Annotated in this window: 16 protein-coding genes and 1 pseudogene; 8 read left to right on the top strand and 9 right to left on the bottom strand. The window is 60.9% G+C overall.

Annotated features, from left to right (window positions below):
- Nucleotides 1–2: 2 nt before the first annotated feature.
- The 5 genes and pseudogenes from RQX22_RS14975 to RQX22_RS14960 form a co-directional block, all read right to left on the bottom strand.
- Entirely contained in the window at nucleotides 3–380 is a 378-nt protein-coding gene (locus tag RQX22_RS14975; protein ID WP_315727363.1) for a hypothetical protein, read from the bottom strand.
- 31 nt (nucleotides 381–411) lie between these two features.
- Complete coding sequence (locus tag RQX22_RS14970; protein WP_315727362.1) at nucleotides 412–2,919, bottom strand: TonB-dependent receptor; 2,508 nt, start codon at nucleotides 2,917–2,919, stop codon at nucleotides 412–414.
- A gap of 159 nt (nucleotides 2,920–3,078) precedes the next feature.
- Nucleotides 3,079–3,882, bottom strand: coding sequence for a FecR family protein (locus tag RQX22_RS14965; RefSeq protein ID WP_315727361.1), 804 nt, complete (start codon nucleotides 3,880–3,882; stop codon nucleotides 3,079–3,081).
- A 12-nt stretch (nucleotides 3,883–3,894) separates the two neighbouring features.
- Nucleotides 3,895–3,999: pseudogene (locus RQX22_RS19350) on the bottom strand (DUF4880 domain-containing protein); the annotation flags it as partial.
- 34 nt (nucleotides 4,000–4,033) lie between these two features.
- Complete coding sequence (locus RQX22_RS14960) at nucleotides 4,034–4,525, bottom strand: RNA polymerase sigma factor (RefSeq protein ID WP_315727360.1); 492 nt, start codon at nucleotides 4,523–4,525, stop codon at nucleotides 4,034–4,036.
- Nucleotides 4,526–5,004: 479 nt separating this feature from the next.
- On the opposite strand from RQX22_RS14960, the gene RQX22_RS14955 reads away from it, so the two are divergent.
- Complete coding sequence (locus tag RQX22_RS14955; protein ID WP_315727359.1) at nucleotides 5,005–6,369, top strand: NAD(P)-binding protein; 1,365 nt, start codon at nucleotides 5,005–5,007, stop codon at nucleotides 6,367–6,369.
- Nucleotides 6,370–6,487: 118 nt separating this feature from the next.
- Nucleotides 6,488–7,966, top strand: a complete 1,479-nt coding sequence (locus tag RQX22_RS14950; RefSeq protein ID WP_315727358.1) for an META domain-containing protein — start codon at nucleotides 6,488–6,490, stop codon at nucleotides 7,964–7,966.
- Nucleotides 7,967–8,400: 434 nt separating this feature from the next.
- Here the strand turns inward: RQX22_RS14950 and RQX22_RS14945 are convergent, their stop codons facing one another.
- Together RQX22_RS14945 and RQX22_RS14940 are read right to left on the bottom strand one after the other, a co-directional pair.
- Complete coding sequence (locus tag RQX22_RS14945; RefSeq protein ID WP_315727357.1) at nucleotides 8,401–9,432, bottom strand: amidohydrolase family protein; 1,032 nt, start codon at nucleotides 9,430–9,432, stop codon at nucleotides 8,401–8,403.
- Nucleotides 9,433–9,760: 328 nt separating this feature from the next.
- The gene (locus tag RQX22_RS14940) at nucleotides 9,761–10,804 is read right to left on the bottom strand and encodes a serine/threonine-protein kinase (RefSeq protein ID WP_315727356.1); all 1,044 of its coding nucleotides are present in this window, start codon (nucleotides 10,802–10,804) and stop codon (nucleotides 9,761–9,763) included.
- A 1,110-nt stretch (nucleotides 10,805–11,914) separates the two neighbouring features.
- Here RQX22_RS14940 and RQX22_RS14935 point away from each other — a divergent pair.
- From RQX22_RS14935 to RQX22_RS14915, 5 genes are all read left to right on the top strand, one after another.
- The gene (locus tag RQX22_RS14935) at nucleotides 11,915–13,252 is read left to right on the top strand and encodes an epoxide hydrolase family protein (RefSeq protein ID WP_315727355.1); all 1,338 of its coding nucleotides are present in this window, start codon (nucleotides 11,915–11,917) and stop codon (nucleotides 13,250–13,252) included.
- Nucleotides 13,253–13,321: 69 nt separating this feature from the next.
- On the top strand, nucleotides 13,322–13,726 hold the full coding sequence (locus RQX22_RS14930; protein ID WP_315727354.1) for a cupin domain-containing protein: 405 nt from the start codon (nucleotides 13,322–13,324) through the stop codon (nucleotides 13,724–13,726).
- Nucleotides 13,727–13,741: 15 nt separating this feature from the next.
- Nucleotides 13,742–14,221, top strand: coding sequence for a hypothetical protein (locus tag RQX22_RS14925; RefSeq protein WP_315727353.1), 480 nt, complete (start codon nucleotides 13,742–13,744; stop codon nucleotides 14,219–14,221).
- Between the two features lie 228 nt (nucleotides 14,222–14,449).
- Nucleotides 14,450–15,415 carry an SDR family NAD(P)-dependent oxidoreductase gene (locus RQX22_RS14920; protein ID WP_315727352.1) on the top strand — a complete coding sequence of 322 codons (966 nt, stop codon included), beginning with the start codon at nucleotides 14,450–14,452 and terminating at the stop codon, nucleotides 15,413–15,415.
- 170 nt (nucleotides 15,416–15,585) lie between these two features.
- Entirely contained in the window at nucleotides 15,586–17,166 is a 1,581-nt protein-coding gene (locus RQX22_RS14915; protein WP_315727351.1) for an EAL domain-containing protein, read from the top strand.
- Nucleotides 17,167–17,191: 25 nt separating this feature from the next.
- On the opposite strand, the gene RQX22_RS14910 is transcribed toward RQX22_RS14915, so the two are convergent.
- Both RQX22_RS14910 and RQX22_RS14905 read right to left on the bottom strand, forming a co-directional pair.
- Nucleotides 17,192–17,380: a hypothetical protein gene (locus tag RQX22_RS14910; RefSeq protein ID WP_315727350.1), complete on the bottom strand. Its 189-nt coding sequence runs from the start codon at nucleotides 17,378–17,380 to the stop codon at nucleotides 17,192–17,194.
- An 80-nt stretch (nucleotides 17,381–17,460) separates the two neighbouring features.
- Nucleotides 17,461–17,835, bottom strand: a complete 375-nt coding sequence (locus RQX22_RS14905; RefSeq protein ID WP_315727349.1) for a nuclear transport factor 2 family protein — start codon at nucleotides 17,833–17,835, stop codon at nucleotides 17,461–17,463.
- Between the two features lie 100 nt (nucleotides 17,836–17,935).
- Here RQX22_RS14905 and RQX22_RS14900 point away from each other — a divergent pair, with 100 nt between their 5' ends.
- On the top strand, nucleotides 17,936–18,415 hold the full coding sequence (locus tag RQX22_RS14900; protein WP_315727348.1) for a MarR family winged helix-turn-helix transcriptional regulator: 480 nt from the start codon (nucleotides 17,936–17,938) through the stop codon (nucleotides 18,413–18,415).
- The last annotated feature ends 12 nt before the right edge of the window (nucleotides 18,416–18,427 follow it).

Raw genomic sequence — 18,427 nt, 5'->3', positions numbered from 1 at the left:
GGTCAGTAACGGGTGATGAATGCAGCCAGATAGAGACTGCAAAGAACGGCAAGCGCCATGAGTGGCCGGCCCTGTCCCGACCGCCAGCGAAAGGCGACGTAGGGAAATGCGAGAATCGCCGCCAAACCGGCCAGGAATCCCAGGCCCCATCGCAACATGTCCCCGGCCCCAGACATGGCCAGCGCGGGATTGGACAATAAGTAGAAGACCTGGCCGATCCACGCGACGAACAGGCCTATCTCGGCCAGCCAGGCCGTTTTGAACCACGACATGCGCGAGACCCGGGCGACTGGGTCGGACGAAATTGACGGGAATGGCCAGGCCACACCGAGCATGAGGCCGGCCACGGAGATGAGCGCGAATATGGTCCAATGATCCACGGCGGCCTCCTCGGCAAATGAGTCGGTCGGTCTAGAACCGCGTCGCGAGCGAAAGGGTGAATGTCCTCGGCTGGATCATCGACGCGTTGGAGCCCAGCGGTGACAAGGTGTTGATGCGATTGATCCCTCGCTTGTCCGCCAGATTCTTCACGAAGAAGCTCAGGCTCCACTCATCTCTGTTGATGCCGGCCCGCAGGTCGATCACGTCATAGGAAGGGATCGTCAATCGCGGCAGCGGCGACGGTGGTAACCCGAAAATGCTGAAATCCGACAATCGATCGTCGGTGTAGCGATACGTGGCGCCGACAAAGCCGGAAACCCTGTCGAAGAGCTGCCGTTCATAGTCGGCATTCAAAGCGCCGCTCCATTTGGGAACATAGGAAAGACGGTCGCCGCGGAATCCGCCAAATCCGGGTTCGTCAGTGCGCAGCTCGGCATCGAGATAGGTGAACTGGCCCGAAAGGGTGAGGCCTTCGGCGGGGATCGCGGAGAAAGAGGCCTCAACTCCGCGGATGCGCGCAGGCGCAGTCTTCACATAGGTCGTCGTCGACTGGGTCGGGATCTGAGCCTTGCGCCAATCGATAAGAAAGGCCGCAAGTTCAAGGTTCAGCCGTCGGTCGAACCATGACGATTTGAACCCGAGTTCATAATTGATGAGCGATGCCGGCTGGAACGTGTCCGGCACCGGCGTAAAGCCCGGCCCGATCGGAGGCTGGGTATTGCCACCGCCCGGACGATATCCTGATGAAATATTGGCATAGATCATCATGTCGTCATTGATCCTGAAACGCGGATTAACGAGAAAGGTGAAGCTGTCGTCCTCCGCATCCCTCTCCGAACTGACCACGACCCCCGAGTTGAGAAGGCCCGAAGACAGGTCATCTACGTCCTGGGCGTTGGTTGAATAACGGGCCCCAAGCCTGACATCGAACCTGTCAGAGAAATGATAGTCGATATTACCGAACACCGCATATTCGTCATAGCGCGACGAAACCCTGGTGTTGAACAAGAGCGCGAGGCCCGCGATGGTCTCACCGCTCTGATCGACGCCGTATAACAGGCCTTGGTTGGAGGCCGTTTCATGGGTGTAGAAGGCGCCCAATTGCCACTCGAGCGCGCGGCCCAGGCTGGACGACAATCGCAATTCTTGGGTGAACTTTTCCTGGCGCGTGATGGTTGGATTCTTGGCACCCGCGATCGGAAATCCGGCAAGATCGGGAAAGAACGGAATGAACGGCAGAATGGCCCCCGAAATGTCGGCATCCGTGACATTGTCGAGCGTCGAATAGCTGGTTGCCGAAACGAGATTGACTGCACCCAGGTCCCATTTCGCGGTCAAATCGTAGATGCGATATTCGATCTTGGACGGTTCGGAAAAGAGGCGGCGCTGCTGGTAGGGGCCGTACGTGGGCCCGAGTATGCGACTGTTGACGACATCGAGATCGACTTCCTCGACGGGTGTGCCGCCACTTTTCAGATCCTGTACGGTCACGGTTCCCCGAACAGAAAAATCTTGGGTGGGCCTCCAGCTCAGCGACAGGCGGCCACCCGTCACTTCCGTGTAATTGACGTCATGAACGCCGCGGCCATCATCGTCGATGAAGCCTGGATCGCGTCGGTTGTAGAGACTGATCCTTGCCGCGAGCTTGTCGCGGACCAATGGCAAGTTGAATGCGGCCCGGACTCCATAACCGTCGCCGCCGCCTTCCGTCGTCGAACCGTCCAGCCGGATCTGTCCGGAGAATTCCTGCGCATTCGGTTCGATCGTAACGAACTTGACCAGGCCGCCGAGTGCGCCGGCCCCATAGAGAGTTCCCTGGGGTCCCCGCAGCACCTCGATACGTTGGAGGTCGAACGTGTCGAGATCGGGCGTGAGCACCGAACCGGCGGCGACGGACGTGCTCGATCCGAATGGGGTTTCGTCGACATAAATGGCCACGGTCGCGTAAGGCTGCGTCGCACCCGTCGTCACGCCCCGAAGGTTGATCTGAACGTTGCCCGGGCGCTCCTGAACAATGTTAAGGCCGGGAACCTGGCCCGCATAATCCTCGAATCGAACCGCGTTCAACTGGGTCAGGGTATCCGCCGTCAAAGCTGTCACGGCGGCGGGTACATCTCGGAGACGTTCGGAACGTTTGTTCGCTGTGACAACGATATCGGGCGAAACACCGGCGTCGCCGTCCGAGGCCTGCCCCTCGTCTTGACCAGCCAAAGCAAGATTATCGGTTTGCGGCGCATTGGCCTGAAATTGGGCTGTCGCTGAGGAATTTCTGACCTTGGCCGGTCGCACCAGAATCGTTCCGTCGGCATTGGGTGCAGCCGAAAGTCCGGAACCGGCGATGAGCCGGGAAACGGCCTGGCCGGCGGTGAAGCTGCCTTTCAAGGCGCGCGCCTTGTGGCCCGCAACGGTTGCGGGGGCGAAGACAATGTTGGCGCCGGTACGGCTCGAAACGGTCTTGAGCGACGCTTCCAGCGATTGGGCGGGAAGGTTGAAGGCGATTGCCTGGTCGGCGGCCGACGCCGGTGCTGCCACAATCATGACGGTCGCCGAAACCATCAATGCCATTTTAGGTGCCCGCTGAAACATGATTCCCCCGTTCGAAACTGCGCTTTGCCGGCGGCCTCTTGTCGGGCCGTCGATCATAGACGCGGTAGCTTGCGGATCACCCCACCCCGCTTTTTTGGGAATGCATATTTTCTAAGGCCTGCCCGGTCGCGCCTCGGTTAGGATCATGGCATTGTTCCCGCCGTCGATGCGAAGCGCGTAAATGTCCGCGACCGCGCGTGCGAATTGGGCGGTATCAGTCGCGCGAAAAGAACCGCTGATTCGAAGCGATCCGATCCTGTCATCTGCGATACGGATGGGAGAGTCGGTGTAGCGGTTCATTTCCCGGACGGCAGCGGCCAACGGCGTATCGGCAAACACCACCTGCCCCGATCGCCAGGCACGCGCATTCTGGAGATTGACCGCGGCGACGCGGGCCGGTGCATTTGTTGTCAGCCGGACGAGGCGCTGACCGGGCTTCATATCGACCTCCGCGGGCGCATTGCCCTCCGCGCTTTGGGTGTCGACGACGCGAACCCTGCCCTCGGCAAGGGTCACGGCAAGTACGCCTTGCATATAACGAACATCGAATATTGTGCCGACGGCGACGACACGCGCGTCACCCGCTTCGACGATAAATGGCCGCAAGCTGTCCTTGGCGACGTCAAACGAAGCTTCGCCTTCGTCCAGCCGAACCAGTCGGCGATCTGCGCTAAAATGGGTACTGAGCTCTGTCGCAGTGTTCAAAGTGACAACCGAACCGTCGGCAAGCTTGACCGACCGCTGCTCCCCGACAGCAGTGTCGATGGGATCACCGCGGTCGATCTGCCACCCCACCAGGCCGGCGATTAATACGAAACTGATAGCCATTGCCGCGATCGGTACGGGACGATGCGACTGGCGGTTCCTGGGCGGGGCCGTAATGCCGCCGGCAAGTTCCCAGGTCTCACTAGTCATTTCGAAGGCAGCGCGGTTTCGCTCACTTGCCGAAAGCCATGCGCGGAAATCGGCCTCAAGACCTGAGTCGCGCCGATCGGATTGGAGTCGCGCAATCCAGACGGCCGCCTCGGCCACTGCGTCTGATCCCAAAGGTTGATGATGAACCGACTCAGTCAAGGCCGTGCACCTTGATCGTCATCAGAGCGATCGCACGTGCCATGTTCTTTTCGATGGCGCTGATCGAAATATCGAAATGTCGCGCGGCTTCGCTATAGGTCATACCCCCAATCCTGATTGCCACGAAAACCTCACGTGCCCGGTCGGGAAGGTCTGCGATCGCTTGCTCCACCAATCGTAGACGCTCGCGCATGGTCAGCACCTCATCCTGTGGAGGTTGGTGCGGATAAAGATGTTCGATAAGCGCCAGATCGGAGTGGGCGTCAGAGCGCACTCGGCGCCTTCGAGCCAGCGAAGAGGCCAAGTTGAACGCCGTGCGCCACAGAAAGCGTTCACCATCCTGAATCTCAGCCGGGCGAGGGTAAGCGGCGAGACGCTGGTATGCTTCTTGGACTATGTCTTCGGCTTCATCGGCCACGCGGGTACGCGCCTGCAAATAATGCAGCAAACGTGCCCTTACGCTCCGATCCAGCGGATCCGCCATTCCATCTCCTCGCGCGCGAGGCTGACTGAACGCCTAAGTCAGATCAAGCATTATGGATCTCTTCTCCGGCGCAACAGCAGCCTAGGGGTGTTGAGGCGTTCTGAATCGTGCGCCTGCTTCTTGGGGCCTCTCGTTCATCGGGAAATGACCGCCGGTGGCGCAAAGCTGCCACCCAGCTCGATGTCGGTGGAACCTGGGCTTGCGTCATAAGCGGGCTGTTGAGAGAGATGGTCGCGGACCGCCACTGTCCCGGTGCCGGCACTAGACATCCTCGGTTTTCCGGCCATGATGCGTACCAAGCGACCCAAGAAGCACCGCTGGAAACCACTAGTTTTTTCGAAGATGGCCGCGTGTATACCTGCTCCCCCACGGCCGCGATGTTTAGTGCGAGTGCGTAGTCAAGCCTGATTTCGGCAAGTATCTCCGGGTGGAGAGCAGCTATGAACGCAAATCCAAAGATAGACGTCGATTACGTGATCGTGGGAGCCGGCGCGGTAGGCATGGCTGTAGCCGACACGCTGATAAGCGATAGCAATCGTACCGTCGCGATTGTTGATCGAAGGCACAAGCCGGGCGGACATTGGCATGATGCCTATCCGTTCGTGAGACTACACGGGCCTTCGGCGAATTACGGCGTGAATTCGCTCCATCTTGGCAATGACCGCATCGAGGAGTCAGGCCTTAACCAAGGACTGTTCGAACTCGCCACGGGAGACGAGATCCGTTCCTATCTCGATCAGGTCATGCGGCAGAAGCTCCTGCCAAGCGGTCGAGTCCACTACCTGCCGATGCATGACATGAAGGAAGGCGGCGAAGCGACGTCGATGGTGACTGGTCGGTCCTCGACATTGCGGTGGAGGCGCAAGCTGATCGACGCAACCGTCGCGGATACCCGCGTGCCCTCGCGTTGCCCCCCGGCATTCGAAGTGTCCGAAGGAGTCCGGTTGATTCCGCTCAACGATCTGACCGAATTGTCTGAGAAGCCAGACATGATCGTCATCATCGGCGGCGGCAAGACAGCACTCGATGCGGTGACATGGCTATTGGAGAATGGAGCGGACCCCGACTCGATAAGCTGGGTTCGTCCCCGTGACGCGTGGCTGCTCAATCGCGCCACAGTCCAGCCCGACTATCGCTTCTTCGAACCTACATTCGGATGGTTCGCCGCCCAGTGGGAGGCTTGCAGCCGAGCTGACAATGCCGATGACATATTCCTTTGTCTTGAACGTGAAGGGTTTGTCCGCCGTCTCGACTCCTCGATCCTCCCGACCATGTACCGCTGCGCTATCGTCAGCGACGGAGAGTATGCGCTGGTCAAGCAGATTCAGAACGTCATCCGGTTGGGCCGAGTCAAGAGGATCGAGAATGGCAAGGTGACGCTCGAGCGCGGTGAATTCCGCACCTCCGGAGACACTGTTTTCGTCGATTGTTCGGCATGTGGGATCCCGAGGATGGCGGGGCAGCCGGTCTTCCAGGAAAACAGGATCGTGCCTCAGTATGTGCGACAATGCGCTCCCACGTTCAGCGGCGCATTGATCGCAAAGATCGAGTTGATGCTCGAGGACGACAAGTCAAAGAATGCATTGTGCCGACCGGTGCCGATCCCGGATCGACCGGCAGATATCCTGTCGATGCTCTATAATAAGCAACTCAATGCAGTTGCATGGCGCCAGTATCCCGAACTGCTGGAATGGCTCGTCGAGTCACGTCTCGACCAGTTTACTCGCATGGCCGTTCGAGCGAACTCCGATCAAAGTCCAAAAGTCCGCAAGCTCCGGGAACGCAATCGGGCTGCGATAGGACCCGGCATGGAAGCATTGGTCCGGCTGCTTGAAGGAGCGTGATCTGGCGGGCCCAGTGTCCGTTTTCCATCCAATCTCCACCCTTAAACCGAATGAGCGACCCGCGCCGAAGCGGTCGCTGTCGTTCAGGCGGCGTTCGGCTGCCTTCAGGCGTTATGTCATGATGTTTCGCTTCGCCGCCTTGCTGCTCGTTGCCTCCGCCTGCTCATCTGCCCCATCGCAACCGGCTTCGCGGGAGGCAGCCTCACCCGACCTGCTCGGCAAGTGGCGGATCACCGCGCTGGATGGCCGAGCCCCGGTCGCAGGGCGGGATGGCAGGTCGCCCGTGATCACCTTCGACGAGAATGGCTATGGTGGCTATGCCGGGTGCAACGGGTTTGGTGGGCAGGGGCTAGCCCACGAGGGCCGCTTCTACGGCGGCTTCGCCATGTCCACAGCCATGGCCTGTGGGCAACCATTCGACGGACAGGAGGCGGCGGTTCAGCGCCTGCTGGCCGGCGCCCCGCGCGTTCAGTGGCGGGGCGCTGACCGGCTCGCCCTGGTCGCTCCCGATCAGCGGCTTGAGCTCGAGCGCACCGGACCGCTGCCCCGCGATCGCTCCGTCACTCCGGCCATCCCCCTGATCGGCACGGCCTGGAGCTTCGGCGCGCTCGACGGACGGCCGATCGAGATGCCGGGGGCGCGCTCCGGACCGACCCTGACGGTCGAAGGCGACCGCTTCACCCTCGAAACGCCCTGCCTCACCATGAAAGGCAGCTGGACCCAGACCGGCCCGGGCGCCGTCACCCTGAGACCAGAACGCTCCATCTCGCGCACCTGCAATCCCATCTCGCGCGGGCAGAGCGAGGCCTGGTCCCAGGCGATGCGCGGGGCACTGCGCTACAGCAACGGCCCCAATGGCGAAATGCTGCTCGCCGGCGGCGGGCACTGGATGGTGGGCGACCTCGTCCGACGCGGAAGCAGCGAGGCCGCGGCACTCGCCGGCCGCTACGAGGTCGAAGGCGGGCCCGCCCCGGCGCAGCGTGAAGGCGCCAAGGCGGCCGAGCTCATTCTCACCCGCAACGCATATTATCTTTGGGACGGCTGCAATCGCACCGAAGGGCTGGCGATCCCTTTCGAGCGGCAGCTGTTCCTCCACGGCAGTGGCCTTACCACGCTGGCCAATTGCCTGCCCGGCCGCGACGACGCCCACTTCAAGCGCATGGTCCTTGCCGAGCCGCGGATCGGCCGCATCCCCGGCGGTCTCCTCCTGTCCTCGCCGGCCGGCGCGATCCGCCTGCGCCGCACCGGCGACGTCCCGCCGGGCACGGGCGGCGTCACCACCCGCCTCCTGCCCGGCATGCGCTTCACCCTGTTGGACGAGGGCGGCGGCACGCTGGCGATCCTGCCCGGCAGCCGGTTCCGCCTGACCCAGCCCTGCGGTGTCACCCAAGGGCGCTGGCGGGCAGCTCCGGGTGAACCGGACGGCGCCGTCCGCTTCGGCCCGGACAGGCCCGCCGAAGCCTGCGAGCGCGAGTCCGCCGCGCGGCCCCTTCAGCGCGCCTTCCTCGGCAATGTCGACGTGGCGATCGGTCCCAATCGCGACATCGCCTTGTTCGCCGGCCGCTTCGGCGCCGTACGCGCCCGGCTGGAGCGGTAAGGCAAGAGTTGGGCCTTTTCTCAAGGCCGACCTGAGCGAACTACGGACCCTCCGAAACGCGATGGCGCACAAGCCGTTCTGGTTCCATTCTGAACCAAACGACGACGCCGAGGTCGTGAATATCGTGCCGATGATCATCGCGGGAAGGCAGCGCTGCCCCTCACGACACCATTCTTGGAGCAAGTGAACGTCCTGATCGCCGGTCTGACCGAGAAAACCGCCGCGCTAGCGGTTGCTGTCGGCGGGGGCTCGCTTACGGCAGTCTTGCCAGACGACGGGTCCGCCGGAAAAAGCTGAGTAGACGAAGTGAGTTAAGGGGCGCTGAGCGACCTTATAGGAAATGGCCCGGCGTGCAATGACGAGAACAGTTATGTGAAGGTTGTGCGGGCTGATTTGAATTCGGGTTCTGTATCGCCAGCAATCGGCTGATCGGGTCAAGAGGCAGGGGATAATCCCCGATGGCGCGCTGCGATCGCCGCGAGGCGCTTCTGGATCTCCTCTTCGGAAAGCCAGCGACCATTTACCATCACCCCCGCGCGCCGCTGAACGTTCGCGACGTCCGCAAGCGGATCGCCGTTGAGCAAGATGAGATCAGCGCGGTGGCCGACACCGACCGTGCCAGCATGCCCTTGTTCGCCAAGGAAAGCTGCAACATTGCCCGTTCCGGTGGCGAGCGCTTGATAGGGGCTCAGACCGGCCGCAACGAGCACGCGCAACTCGTGATGAATTGAGAAGCCCGGCACTTGGAAGATCTGCGGCGCATCGGAGCCGAGAAGAAGGCCGGCGCCCCCGTCATGTAATGCCCGGATCAATCGTGCGCGAAGCTCGACGAAGCGCCGGACGTCCGCCGCATTATGTTCAGGCTGGGCCTGAAGGCCGCTGCGCGCCTTGGCCCACTCGGCTCGCATGGCAGGCGGAATGTAGGCTATTTCCGGGCGCGCGAGCAGTTGCTCTGTCGTCGGACTGGGGAGAAGCATTTGATGGATGAGGCTTTCGGTTGGAACGTTCCATGCCCCGGAAGCGCGGATGCGCTCGATCAAGATCGGGACACGTGCCTCGTCGGCAGCATCGACATGTTTGATGCCGAAGAAGCCTCCGGGCCCGGCTGACGCAGCGCCTTCGGGCAGAAGGGCCGTCACGAACTCATCGAGATGATCAATTGTCGCCTGGCGTGCTTCCAGGGCGCGGTTCAGGCCTACCTCAACGGGAACATGGCCGCCGAAGGGTATGCCGACCTCTCTCGCTGCGCTGGCGATCGCGTCGTAGCGGGCACGATCAAGGCCAGGATGGATTTTCAGGAAATCATAGCCTGCCGCTTTCTGTTCGGCGACCATCCGGCGACCATCTGCAGGCGTCGCGACGCTGTTGCCATTGAACGAAGGGCCGGATGTATAGAGTCGTGGAGACACGATCTCACCGCGCTCGGCACGCTCGCGCAATGCTAGGTGGTGCGGAGCGCCAAGCATTTGGAACTTCCTTTCTAGCCGTCCGCCGCTTCCCCCATCAGCGGCTTGGCGGGATCGTCAAGCATTCCCGTTCGCCGGACAAACGCCCCCGCTGTGCGATAGTGAGCAATTATGTTAGTGCCGTCGCCGGCGCAGCTAAATGGCTGATTGTGGGCCGGAAGGCGACTGGCCGCTTTCCGCAGCCAAACTGCGCAAGCGGACCTTTCTTCGGTCATGATCGGTCGTCCGGCATGCGCCCTTAGCCGCAATTCCGATGAGCGCGGTGGCTGCTATGAGCGCTACCCGTCGCGACTGCTTGACGCCCGTAGCTGCCGCTCAGGAGCAGATCCTAGGCCCACAAGGTAGTCTCGGCAATGAGCTGATACACGTACTTGAGCGCATCGCTTTGACTCAAACCAGTTCGATGACTTGCTGTCTTGCGTCGACCATTTCTCCTATAGTCGACCTCCCAAGTCGTGCCCTTCGAAGTGATGATCAATTGCTCAGACGATCCGTTGTAAAGGCACTCCCACGTGTCTGGGGCAATCCTTCGCCAGTCACGAGCGATCTTAAGTCCCTCAAGGGCATCGCGGAACGCAGCCGCGGTGGGGTATCTCTTCGACGGCTGCTTAGCGCATGCCGTCTTCACCACCTTTTGCAGCCGTTTCGGCACTCGTGGATGGAACCCCAAGCCGTCCACTAAAGTGCCGGCCTGCATTCGACTGAGCACGCCCCCCGGACTTCCGAAGGCGGTAAGCAGGGTCGCTTTCCAATTGGCGATCAAGTTGAGAGCACGGAATAGTGTCAGACCTGCCGCAAAAATGTCAGTCGACACGTCGTACGTTGGCGTTGGCGGAAAGCACTCGGGCGCGCGATTTAGCACATACTGGAGGTTACTCACGGACGCACCAGTGGCGACGACCATCGCAATTCCGAAGTCGGAAAGCTGCCCACCGCCGCCCAAGAGAATGTTGGCTGGCTTAACGTCGCGGTGGACGACCCTTGGATGAGCATGATCGAGCCCGAACAAAACGTTCTTCATCAGAGATACCAGTTCGCCGAGTGGAATCTCTTTCTTGATGACATCCTCCAAACTGCCGCCAGGAACGTATTCCATTTCGATAAGAAGGTATTTGTGTCCTGCGCTGTCCTCCCAAACCGCCGCGGATCGCACTGCAACGATGTGCGCGTGATGGGAAAGGTTGAGTAATTGCGCTTCAAGTTCCGGAGCGTTGCTATTGGCTGGGTCAATCGGGACAACCTTCAGAGCGGATATGTGCGCCATCATCGTGTTGTCGCACAGATAAACATCGCCGAAGTGGCCGCTTCCAAGGCGCTTTTTGAGGGCAAAATGTCCGCCGACCGTCGTGCCGCTTAAATCCGGCCGGCTCACAGCACGGCCCAGGCGGCAAGGGCTGCCAGTCGCTCGCTGTCGGTCCAATTGGGTGGGTGGGTTCCTAGTACCGCGTCAGCGCTTTTGTAGCGGTTCGTAAGCCAACTGGTGCCTCGGTTCGTGAAGAAAGTCTTTGAGAAGTTCGGGGCGATGAATTCTTCACACGACAGAGAGCTGTCCCGTGCACAGACATTCAGAGCTCCAAATGGAAGAACAATCCCCGCTACTTGGTCATGAGTTTCAGCATTCATGCTAAGCACGTATGCAAGACGATCGGGCGAGTATGTCGATATTACGTTTCCGAAAAGATTTCTCGCATTTTGAATGAACTCTGGTCGATCGTCGATCAACGTCAAAGGTCGACGTTCGTGCTGAACAACGACAGGGCTTGAAGTCTGGCCTTCAAGAACAACGAACCTTACGGTTCCTTTAGAAGCGTGGAAACCGATTGTGCGCACTAGACCAACCCCTCTCATGTAGGCATCACCTGCCGCCACGTCTGGCTTGCGTCCGTGACAACCCCGGCAGTGACCTATATCAGCTATGACTCATTTATCTCGTGCAATGTGATTGCCATTCCAAGTTCCGTCGCTGGCCAGGCGAAGGCGGGTGGCTGCATAGGGCGCATGTCGGTCAAGGGCGCGTGCCCGCAAGTGTCCGCTTTTGGGATGAGCAGATCGCGCCCTGAACTACCGCGATTGGCGCACAGCTGCCATCCAGCCGATTTCAGTAGAAACCTGAGCCTGCGTCATAAGCGGGCCGCCGAGAGAGATGGTCGCGCGCCACGAAACGGACGGCAGTCCAGACGCGCACCATGCTCCTACTTCGGGAGCGTTGTGCATCCGACGCGCTTCGGCGAAGACAATATGGTCATGCCAATCGCATCAAAGAATTCGACAAAATGCTCGTTGAGCGACCTCAGTTGATGCTGGTGACACGCTCGATAAAGGCGTAGCGAGTCTTTCGTTTCGCGACCGAGTCGAGTTGCTTCGACGGACGTGTACCGCCCGCCATTTTGACTATCGAAACAGCAGCGCCGACCCTGACGGCCGGACCCTATACCGTCTGAGTGTGGGCAGGCTGCCGACTCTTCAGATGAGGAGTCATGTCATGTCGCAAGGAAGCACCACAACGCCAATTTCAAAGCCGTCGTCCGAGCCTTCCCCTGGATCTTCAACCACTCTCGTCGACCTGGAGCCGACGGAGACGCTCATCGTAATTCCGGAGGAAAGCGAAGCCCTCCGTCCGTTCCATTACAAGGCCTCCGAGGAGGATCTGACGGACCTCAGGCGTCGTATCATGGCGACCCGATGGCCCGACCGCGAAACGGTCGATGATGATTCTCAAGGGGTCCAGCTGGCCGCCATGCAGAAGCTCGCCGACTATTGGGCCAACGAATATGACTGGCGGAAGATCGAGGAACGGCTGAACTCCTTCCCCAATTTCGTCACCACCATCGACGGACTCGATATTCACTTCATCCACGTCCGGTCGAAACATGAAAACGCCTTGCCGATCATCATCACCCATGGCTGGCCGGGATCGATAATCGAGCAGCTGAAGATCATCGAGCCGCTGACCAATCCAACGGCGTTTGGGGGAAGCGCGCAGGACGCGTTCGACGTCGTCATCCCCTCCATGCCTGGCTATGGGTTTTCCGGCCGGCCAACGGAGACAGGATGGGGTCCGCCCAGGATCGCTCAAGCCTGGCTGACCTTGATGAAGCGCCTCGGCTATGATCGCTTCCTCGCGCATGGCGGCGACTGGGGCGCGCTCATGACCGAAATCCTCGGCGTCATGGCTCCCCCGCAATTGCTCGCCATACACACCAATATGCCCTCCACGGTGCCGCCGGAAATCTACAAGGCGTTGCGGGACGGCAGCGGCCCACCTGCCGACCTGTCGGCCGAGGAACTGCGCGCCTATGAGCGGCTCGAGACCTTTTTCGTCCACGGCCTCGCATATGCCAACCAGATGGGCCACCGCCCGCAAACATTGTACGGAATCGCCGATTCCCCTGTAGGGCTCGCCGCCTGGTTCATGGACCATGACATCTTGAGTTACCGCATGATCGTGCGGGCCATCGACGGCGAGCCAGAGGGCATGTCGCGCGACGACCTGCTCGACAATATCACCATTGCCTGGCTTACCAATACGGCCATCTCTGGGGCCCGGCTCTACTGGGAGGCGATGCCGCGGGCCTCGTCCGGCTTCGGCATAGAACGCAATAACGTCCACTTCTTCGAGCCGTTCGGCGTCAATGTTCCAACCGCCGTCAGCCAGTTCCCCGATGAGCTTTACCCGGTGCCGCGCAGCTGGGCAGAACGAACCTATTCCAAGCTCATTCATTACGGCCAGAAGCCCGAAGGCGGGCACTTTGCCGCCTTCGAGCAGCCGCAATTGCTGGTCGACGAACTAAGGACCGCGTTCAAGTCGGTTCGCATCTGACTGCCTAGGGCGGAGCGGCGTGCAATTCGCCGCTCCGCCTTGTCGTTCATGTCCAAATGAGGAGGCTGTATGTCGTCCAACACCATCCTACGCGCGGCCGCAGTCGTGGGGCTCTTCGTCATCGTGGGCCCGGCACCCTCGCAGCCCCGTCCATCAGGCACAACCCGTAGCGACCTCCAGCGGCATGATCTCAGTGCCTCAGGCCGCGAGGTGCTGCAGGCGCGCGTCGACTTCGCACCCGGCTCATCGTTCCCGCGCCACAAACATCCCGGTGAAGAAATCATCTATGTCATCGAAGGAACGCTGGAATATGAGCTCCCGGGCAAGGGCTGGATCATGTTGAAGAAGGGTGATGTCCTTTTTGTGCCCGATGGCGGGGTGCATGCCGCCCGCAACCGTAGCAGCGTCCCGGCTGCCGAGCTTGCGACCTACGTGCTGGTCAAGGGAAAGCCGCTCACCCAGTTTGTCGAGTAAAGGGGAATGGCGTGCATGGATGACGAGCAGGAGAGCGCCTCCAACCGGCTGGCAGCGGAAACCTTCATGCCGATGATGGTCGAAGCGTTCCACGATGGTCTCCGGGAAGCAGGGAGCCTCTCCCGCTGGCTCCTGGCAACGCTCGTGGCAATCAATGGAGCGGCGGCGATTTCAATGCTTTCCCTCAAGTTCGCGCCGGCAGCAAAGCTGGGCAGCGCCTCAGCTTTTCTAATCGGCATCTTGGCGGCCATCGGAGCGGGATGCTGGTCGCTTTTCTCCTTCAAGCGCGTGACCGCCGGCGCTGGGACGATGCTGGCCTACTGGTTGTCTGTGGCTAATGATGGTCCCCGTATCGAAGTCCTCGAAGCGACCATGAAAAAGCATTTCGAGCAAGCCATAGGCTCTCGAGGAACACACGTATTTGTTCTTATCAGCATTTTGGCATTCTTGCTCGGGTGTGGGCTGGCTGGGTGGGGCCTGATCCGGGACCGCTAGCACCCCTTGTCCGCCCTTCCCCGCCAACCCGAGATCGGCCCCATTGCCAGAGAGGCTTGGATCGAGATCGAGCGCGCCATGCTCCGCCTTCGGGAGCGTTGTGCATCCGACGTGCTTCGGCGTAGACAATATGGTCATGGCCAATCGTTTAAAGAAATTCGACGAAATGCCCGCTGGGCGGACCTCTGCCACAACATGATTTTCAGCCACATTGAAGGACGTGCTCCAATGCATAGAGTGAAGCTGTTCATATTCACGATCGCCGCGCTGCTTTTTTCGCAGGCCGCACTGGCGCAGGCGCCAGGGAAACAGAAGGCAGTGCTGGTGACCGGCGCCAGCACGGGCATCGGCGCGACGCTCGCCGAATATCTCTCCCAGCGCGGCTTCTATGTCTATGCGGGCGCGCGCAAGGAAGAAGATCTGAAGCGCCTCGAAGCGATGGACAATGTCAGCGCGGTGCGGCTCGACATCACCAAGCAGGCGGAAATCGACGCGGCGGTGGCCTTCGTCAGGGCCCAGGGCCGCGGGCTCCATGGCGTCGTCAACAATGCCGGGGTCGCGGCCGTCGGCGAGCTGATGAAGATTTCGGAGGAAGATATCCTTTGGCAGCATGACATCAATATACTGGGCGCGATGCGCGTGGATCGCGCCTTCCTGCCGCTGCTGAAGGAGAGCAAGGGGCGAACCTTGGTGATCGGGTCGCTTTCAGGTTTCGTCACCGGCCCGGGGGGCGGTGCGTTCAGCATGACCAAATTCGCCACCGAGGCCTATGCGGAGACGCTGGCCATGGAGCTGGCGGGCGAAGGCGTGAAGGCCGGGATCGTCGACCCGGGCTCGTTTCGCGCGCGCGGCCGGGAGAGGGTCGCGATCAAGATGCTGACCGGAGAATGGGATCTCAACGCCAAGCTCACCCCCGAGCAGGAAAAGATCATCGCCGGGGTCCGGGCGACGGAAGACAAGAGAAAGGAACCGATCGAAGTCGCCGAGCAGGTCTATCATTTCCTCACCAGCGACACGCCGCGCGTCCGTTACATGGCGTCCCCCGACAAGAAGACGGTCGACATGGTCTATCGCGCGGCGCTGCGCCGGATCGCGCAGCTCAATGCCAGCCAGCCGGCTTATGCCCTGACGCGGGATGAACTCGTGACGATGCTCGACGAACTTCTGGTGGAGGAGGCTTCAGGCGGCAAATAACCGCGGATGAAAGCCGATCCCCGGGTGTCGAAGGAAGAAGCAGACATGACCAAGCCATGGCGTCTGCGCGCCTATGACGCCGCCGCCCAATCAGGCTCCATGCAAATGTCCAGGTTACGCCTTAACTAAAAAGTCGCCTTCTCATGCCACGGTGTGGATGGGGAGCGTGGATGAAGATCATCGATCGCCTGACGGCGTTCATCATCATTGGCGTGTGCTTGACCACCGCTTTGCCGATCCTGGCGGCGATCGCCCTCGTGCGCCAACAGGCCCTCGAGCGTGAGGACGCGCATGTCACCGGCCTTGCCCGCGCCGCCCTTTCAAGAGCAGAGATAACCGCCGACCAGCTGAGCGCAGGGGGACGGCTGGTGGGGGGACTGACACGTCAGCAGGCATGTTCGGACGAGGGAATCGATCTGCTGCGTCGAATCGACCTCAGCTCGACCCTGTTGCAGGCGGCCGGCTATATCGAGGGCGATGTCATGATCTGCTCGTCATTCGGCGGCAACAAGCCGCGGAATCTCGGCTTGCCCGATTTCCAGTCGCGCACCAATGCCGCGATCCGCACCGACGTGCGGCTGCTGGATCCCGATCTGCCCTATCTCGCGGTTTCCCGCGGCGCATTTGTCGGCATCGTCCACAAGGATCTGGCGCTCAGTTTCCTCGATGACACGCCCGGACTGGGCTTCAGCATCTTCTCATGGTCGCATCGACAGCCACTCATCAGCCGCGGGAATATAGATTCCCGCTGGTTCCGCGCCGAGGCTGATGGCGATATTGTCTTTCGCACCGGCAGCCATATCGTCGCGATCGTGCGATCCAGCCGCTACGACCAGGGCGCAATGGCTGCCCTTCCGCTCGCTTTCTCATCCGGTTTCATCCGTGAATCCGCAATCATCCTCATCCCGATCGGCATATTCGTCGGGCTGCTGCTTTCCGCCATCCTCATTTTCGTCGTCCGTACCCGAATGTCGATGCCGACGATGATCCGCAACGGGCTGAAAGGATCGGAATTCAATCTCCTCTATCAGCCTGTGGTCGATCTTTCGTCCGGAACGATGATGGGGGTCGAGGCCCTGATCCGCTGGCGCCGCAACGGAAAGGATTTCGTTCCTCCGGAGACCTTCATACCCGTAGCGGAACAGGCCGGGATCATATCGCTGATCACCGCGCGCGTGTTCAGATTGCTGGCCGAGGACGCCCCGCACATACTGAGCGAGAGGCCGTTCTTCCACTTCGCGGTCAATTTCTCCGCAGGCGACATGCATCGCCCTGGCGTCGTCGAGGAGGTGCGCCGCTTCGCCTCACAATCGGGCATCGCGCTCGACAATCTGGTGATCGAGGTCACCGAACGCAGCCTGGTCGACGTCAACCTGGCGGGCGAGACGATGCGGCAGATGCGCGCGGCCGGAATCAGGGTGGCGATAGACGATTTCGGCACCGGCTATTCCAGCCTGGGTTATCTGGCCCAGCTTCATGTCGATTATCTCAAGATCGACAAACTGTTCGTCCAGGCGCTCGGCACGGATTCCCCGACAAGCCAGGTTGCCGCTCGGATCATCGAGATCGCCAAGGACCTGAACCTGCAGGTGATAGCCGAAGGCATAGAGACGAAGCGGCAGGAGCGAATATTGAAGGGCCTGCACGTCGGCTGTGCACAAGGATATCTGTACGGGCGGCCGATGCCGCTGGACGAGCTGCTCCAGCTTCTGCGCCGGAAGGGTTCGGTGCGACGGTTAGAGGCGGCTTGAGCTTCGGCCTGGCAGCGGGCGGCGCTTATCGCGCCGCCAGCCAGGCGTCGCTGCATATCAGGATCAGCTCCCGTCGTGCCGACGGGCCATCCAGATAGGCTTCCACCGCCGGCCGATCCGCTTCGGGCAGCCGCCGGATAATCTCCGCGACGCTGCGGCACTGCCCCGATCGAGCAAGATTGAACGCACGTTCGACCGCTGCAGACGCCTTCATCCTTCGCTTCCTAGCGCAGGCAGCGGGCTTACGCCATCAGGCGGGAGAAGCTTCTTCGGCCGGGTCGGCACTTTTTGGCTCTAGGTAGCATCCTGGATGTCGAAACGAGCCACCTTGCCTTCTCGAAGACGGAAAACGTGTCCGACCGTCTTGTCTTCAAGCATGTGCGTCTGCCCCTGGATCGGTTTGCCTTCCAGGTCGCGGACGGTCTGCCTGACTTCTGCGATGATCGCGCCATCCGCAGTTGGATAAAAGCCCACAGGCTCGACGTGCGGACTGACCATGGCCCACTGGCGCGTCCAATAGTCGCGCACGGCCTCGCGCCCGTGAACGTAGCCGCCATCCATAGCATTGGCCCAAGCGACATCGTCGGTGAGCGCGGTCATCACGCCGTCTATGTCCCGCGCGTTAAAGCGATCATAGATGCGTTCGAGGACTTTGACGTCATCGTCCACTGGACCTCTCCTTGAACAATACGGATGTTGCGCTGAAGGCCGACGCATTTATATATGTGCGTATATATCAGGCAATGCTGGACGCAAGGGATGAAATACGATGGACCTGGATGTGCTCTCGACGCCTGGGCACCTGATCAGCCTCGCGGCGCGCGGCTTCGTCCAGCTCAGCGCAGCGCGGCTCAAGCCGCTTGGCTTCGGCGTTGGACAATTGCCTGTGCTGGTGGCGCTTCAGGATGGCCGGGCAAGCACGCAACGCGATCTCGCCCGTTTCGCCAAGATCGAGCAGCCGCCGATGGCGCAGATGCTCGCCCGCATGGAGCGAGACGGGCTGATTGAGCGCGTGCCTGACCCGGTGGATGGGCGTAGCAGCCGCATCACACTGACAAAGGTGGCAGAAGCGCGCCTGCCGGACGCGCTTGCTGTCTTACTCCGAGGCAATCATGAGGCACTGCGCGACTTCACGGACGAGGAAGCCGCGCAGCTCATTGCCCTACTCACGCGCCTGATCGCAAACCTCGATCGACTCGCGGGCGTCGAAGCGCCGCCCGGCACGCCAGTTTCTGACAAGGGAGACTGAACGGACCGCCGT

Origin of the sequence: Sphingosinicella rhizophila (assembly GCF_032378825.1) — a bacterium.
Lineage (GTDB): Bacteria > Pseudomonadota > Alphaproteobacteria > Sphingomonadales > Sphingomonadaceae > Allosphingosinicella > Allosphingosinicella rhizophila.
The sequence above is the reverse complement of the archived record's forward strand: the minus strand, read 5'-3'. Positions and strand labels throughout refer to the sequence as shown.

What these genes read in the sequence shown, in the direction of transcription:
- RQX22_RS14900 (WP_315727348.1), top strand. Translation starts at nt 17,936, where the DNA reads ATGGACCTGGATGTGCTCTCGACGCCTGGGCACCTGATCAGCCTCGCG.
- RQX22_RS14965 (WP_315727361.1), bottom strand. Translation starts at nt 3,882, where the DNA reads ATGACTAGTGAGACCTGGGAACTTGCCGGCGGCATTACGGCCCCGCCC.
- RQX22_RS14910 (WP_315727350.1), bottom strand. Translation starts at nt 17,380, where the DNA reads ATGAAGGCGTCTGCAGCGGTCGAACGTGCGTTCAATCTTGCTCGATCG.
- RQX22_RS14930 (WP_315727354.1), top strand. Translation starts at nt 13,322, where the DNA reads ATGTCGTCCAACACCATCCTACGCGCGGCCGCAGTCGTGGGGCTCTTC.
- RQX22_RS14950 (WP_315727358.1), top strand. Translation starts at nt 6,488, where the DNA reads ATGATGTTTCGCTTCGCCGCCTTGCTGCTCGTTGCCTCCGCCTGCTCA.
- RQX22_RS14920 (WP_315727352.1), top strand. Translation starts at nt 14,450, where the DNA reads ATGCATAGAGTGAAGCTGTTCATATTCACGATCGCCGCGCTGCTTTTT.
- RQX22_RS14915 (WP_315727351.1), top strand. Translation starts at nt 15,586, where the DNA reads ATGAAGATCATCGATCGCCTGACGGCGTTCATCATCATTGGCGTGTGC.
- RQX22_RS14945 (WP_315727357.1), bottom strand. Translation starts at nt 9,432, where the DNA reads ATGCTTGGCGCTCCGCACCACCTAGCATTGCGCGAGCGTGCCGAGCGC.
- RQX22_RS14925 (WP_315727353.1), top strand. Translation starts at nt 13,742, where the DNA reads ATGGATGACGAGCAGGAGAGCGCCTCCAACCGGCTGGCAGCGGAAACC.
- RQX22_RS14960 (WP_315727360.1), bottom strand. Translation starts at nt 4,525, where the DNA reads ATGGCGGATCCGCTGGATCGGAGCGTAAGGGCACGTTTGCTGCATTAT.
- RQX22_RS14935 (WP_315727355.1), top strand. Translation starts at nt 11,915, where the DNA reads ATGTCGCAAGGAAGCACCACAACGCCAATTTCAAAGCCGTCGTCCGAG.
- RQX22_RS14970 (WP_315727362.1), bottom strand. Translation starts at nt 2,919, where the DNA reads ATGATTGTGGCAGCACCGGCGTCGGCCGCCGACCAGGCAATCGCCTTC.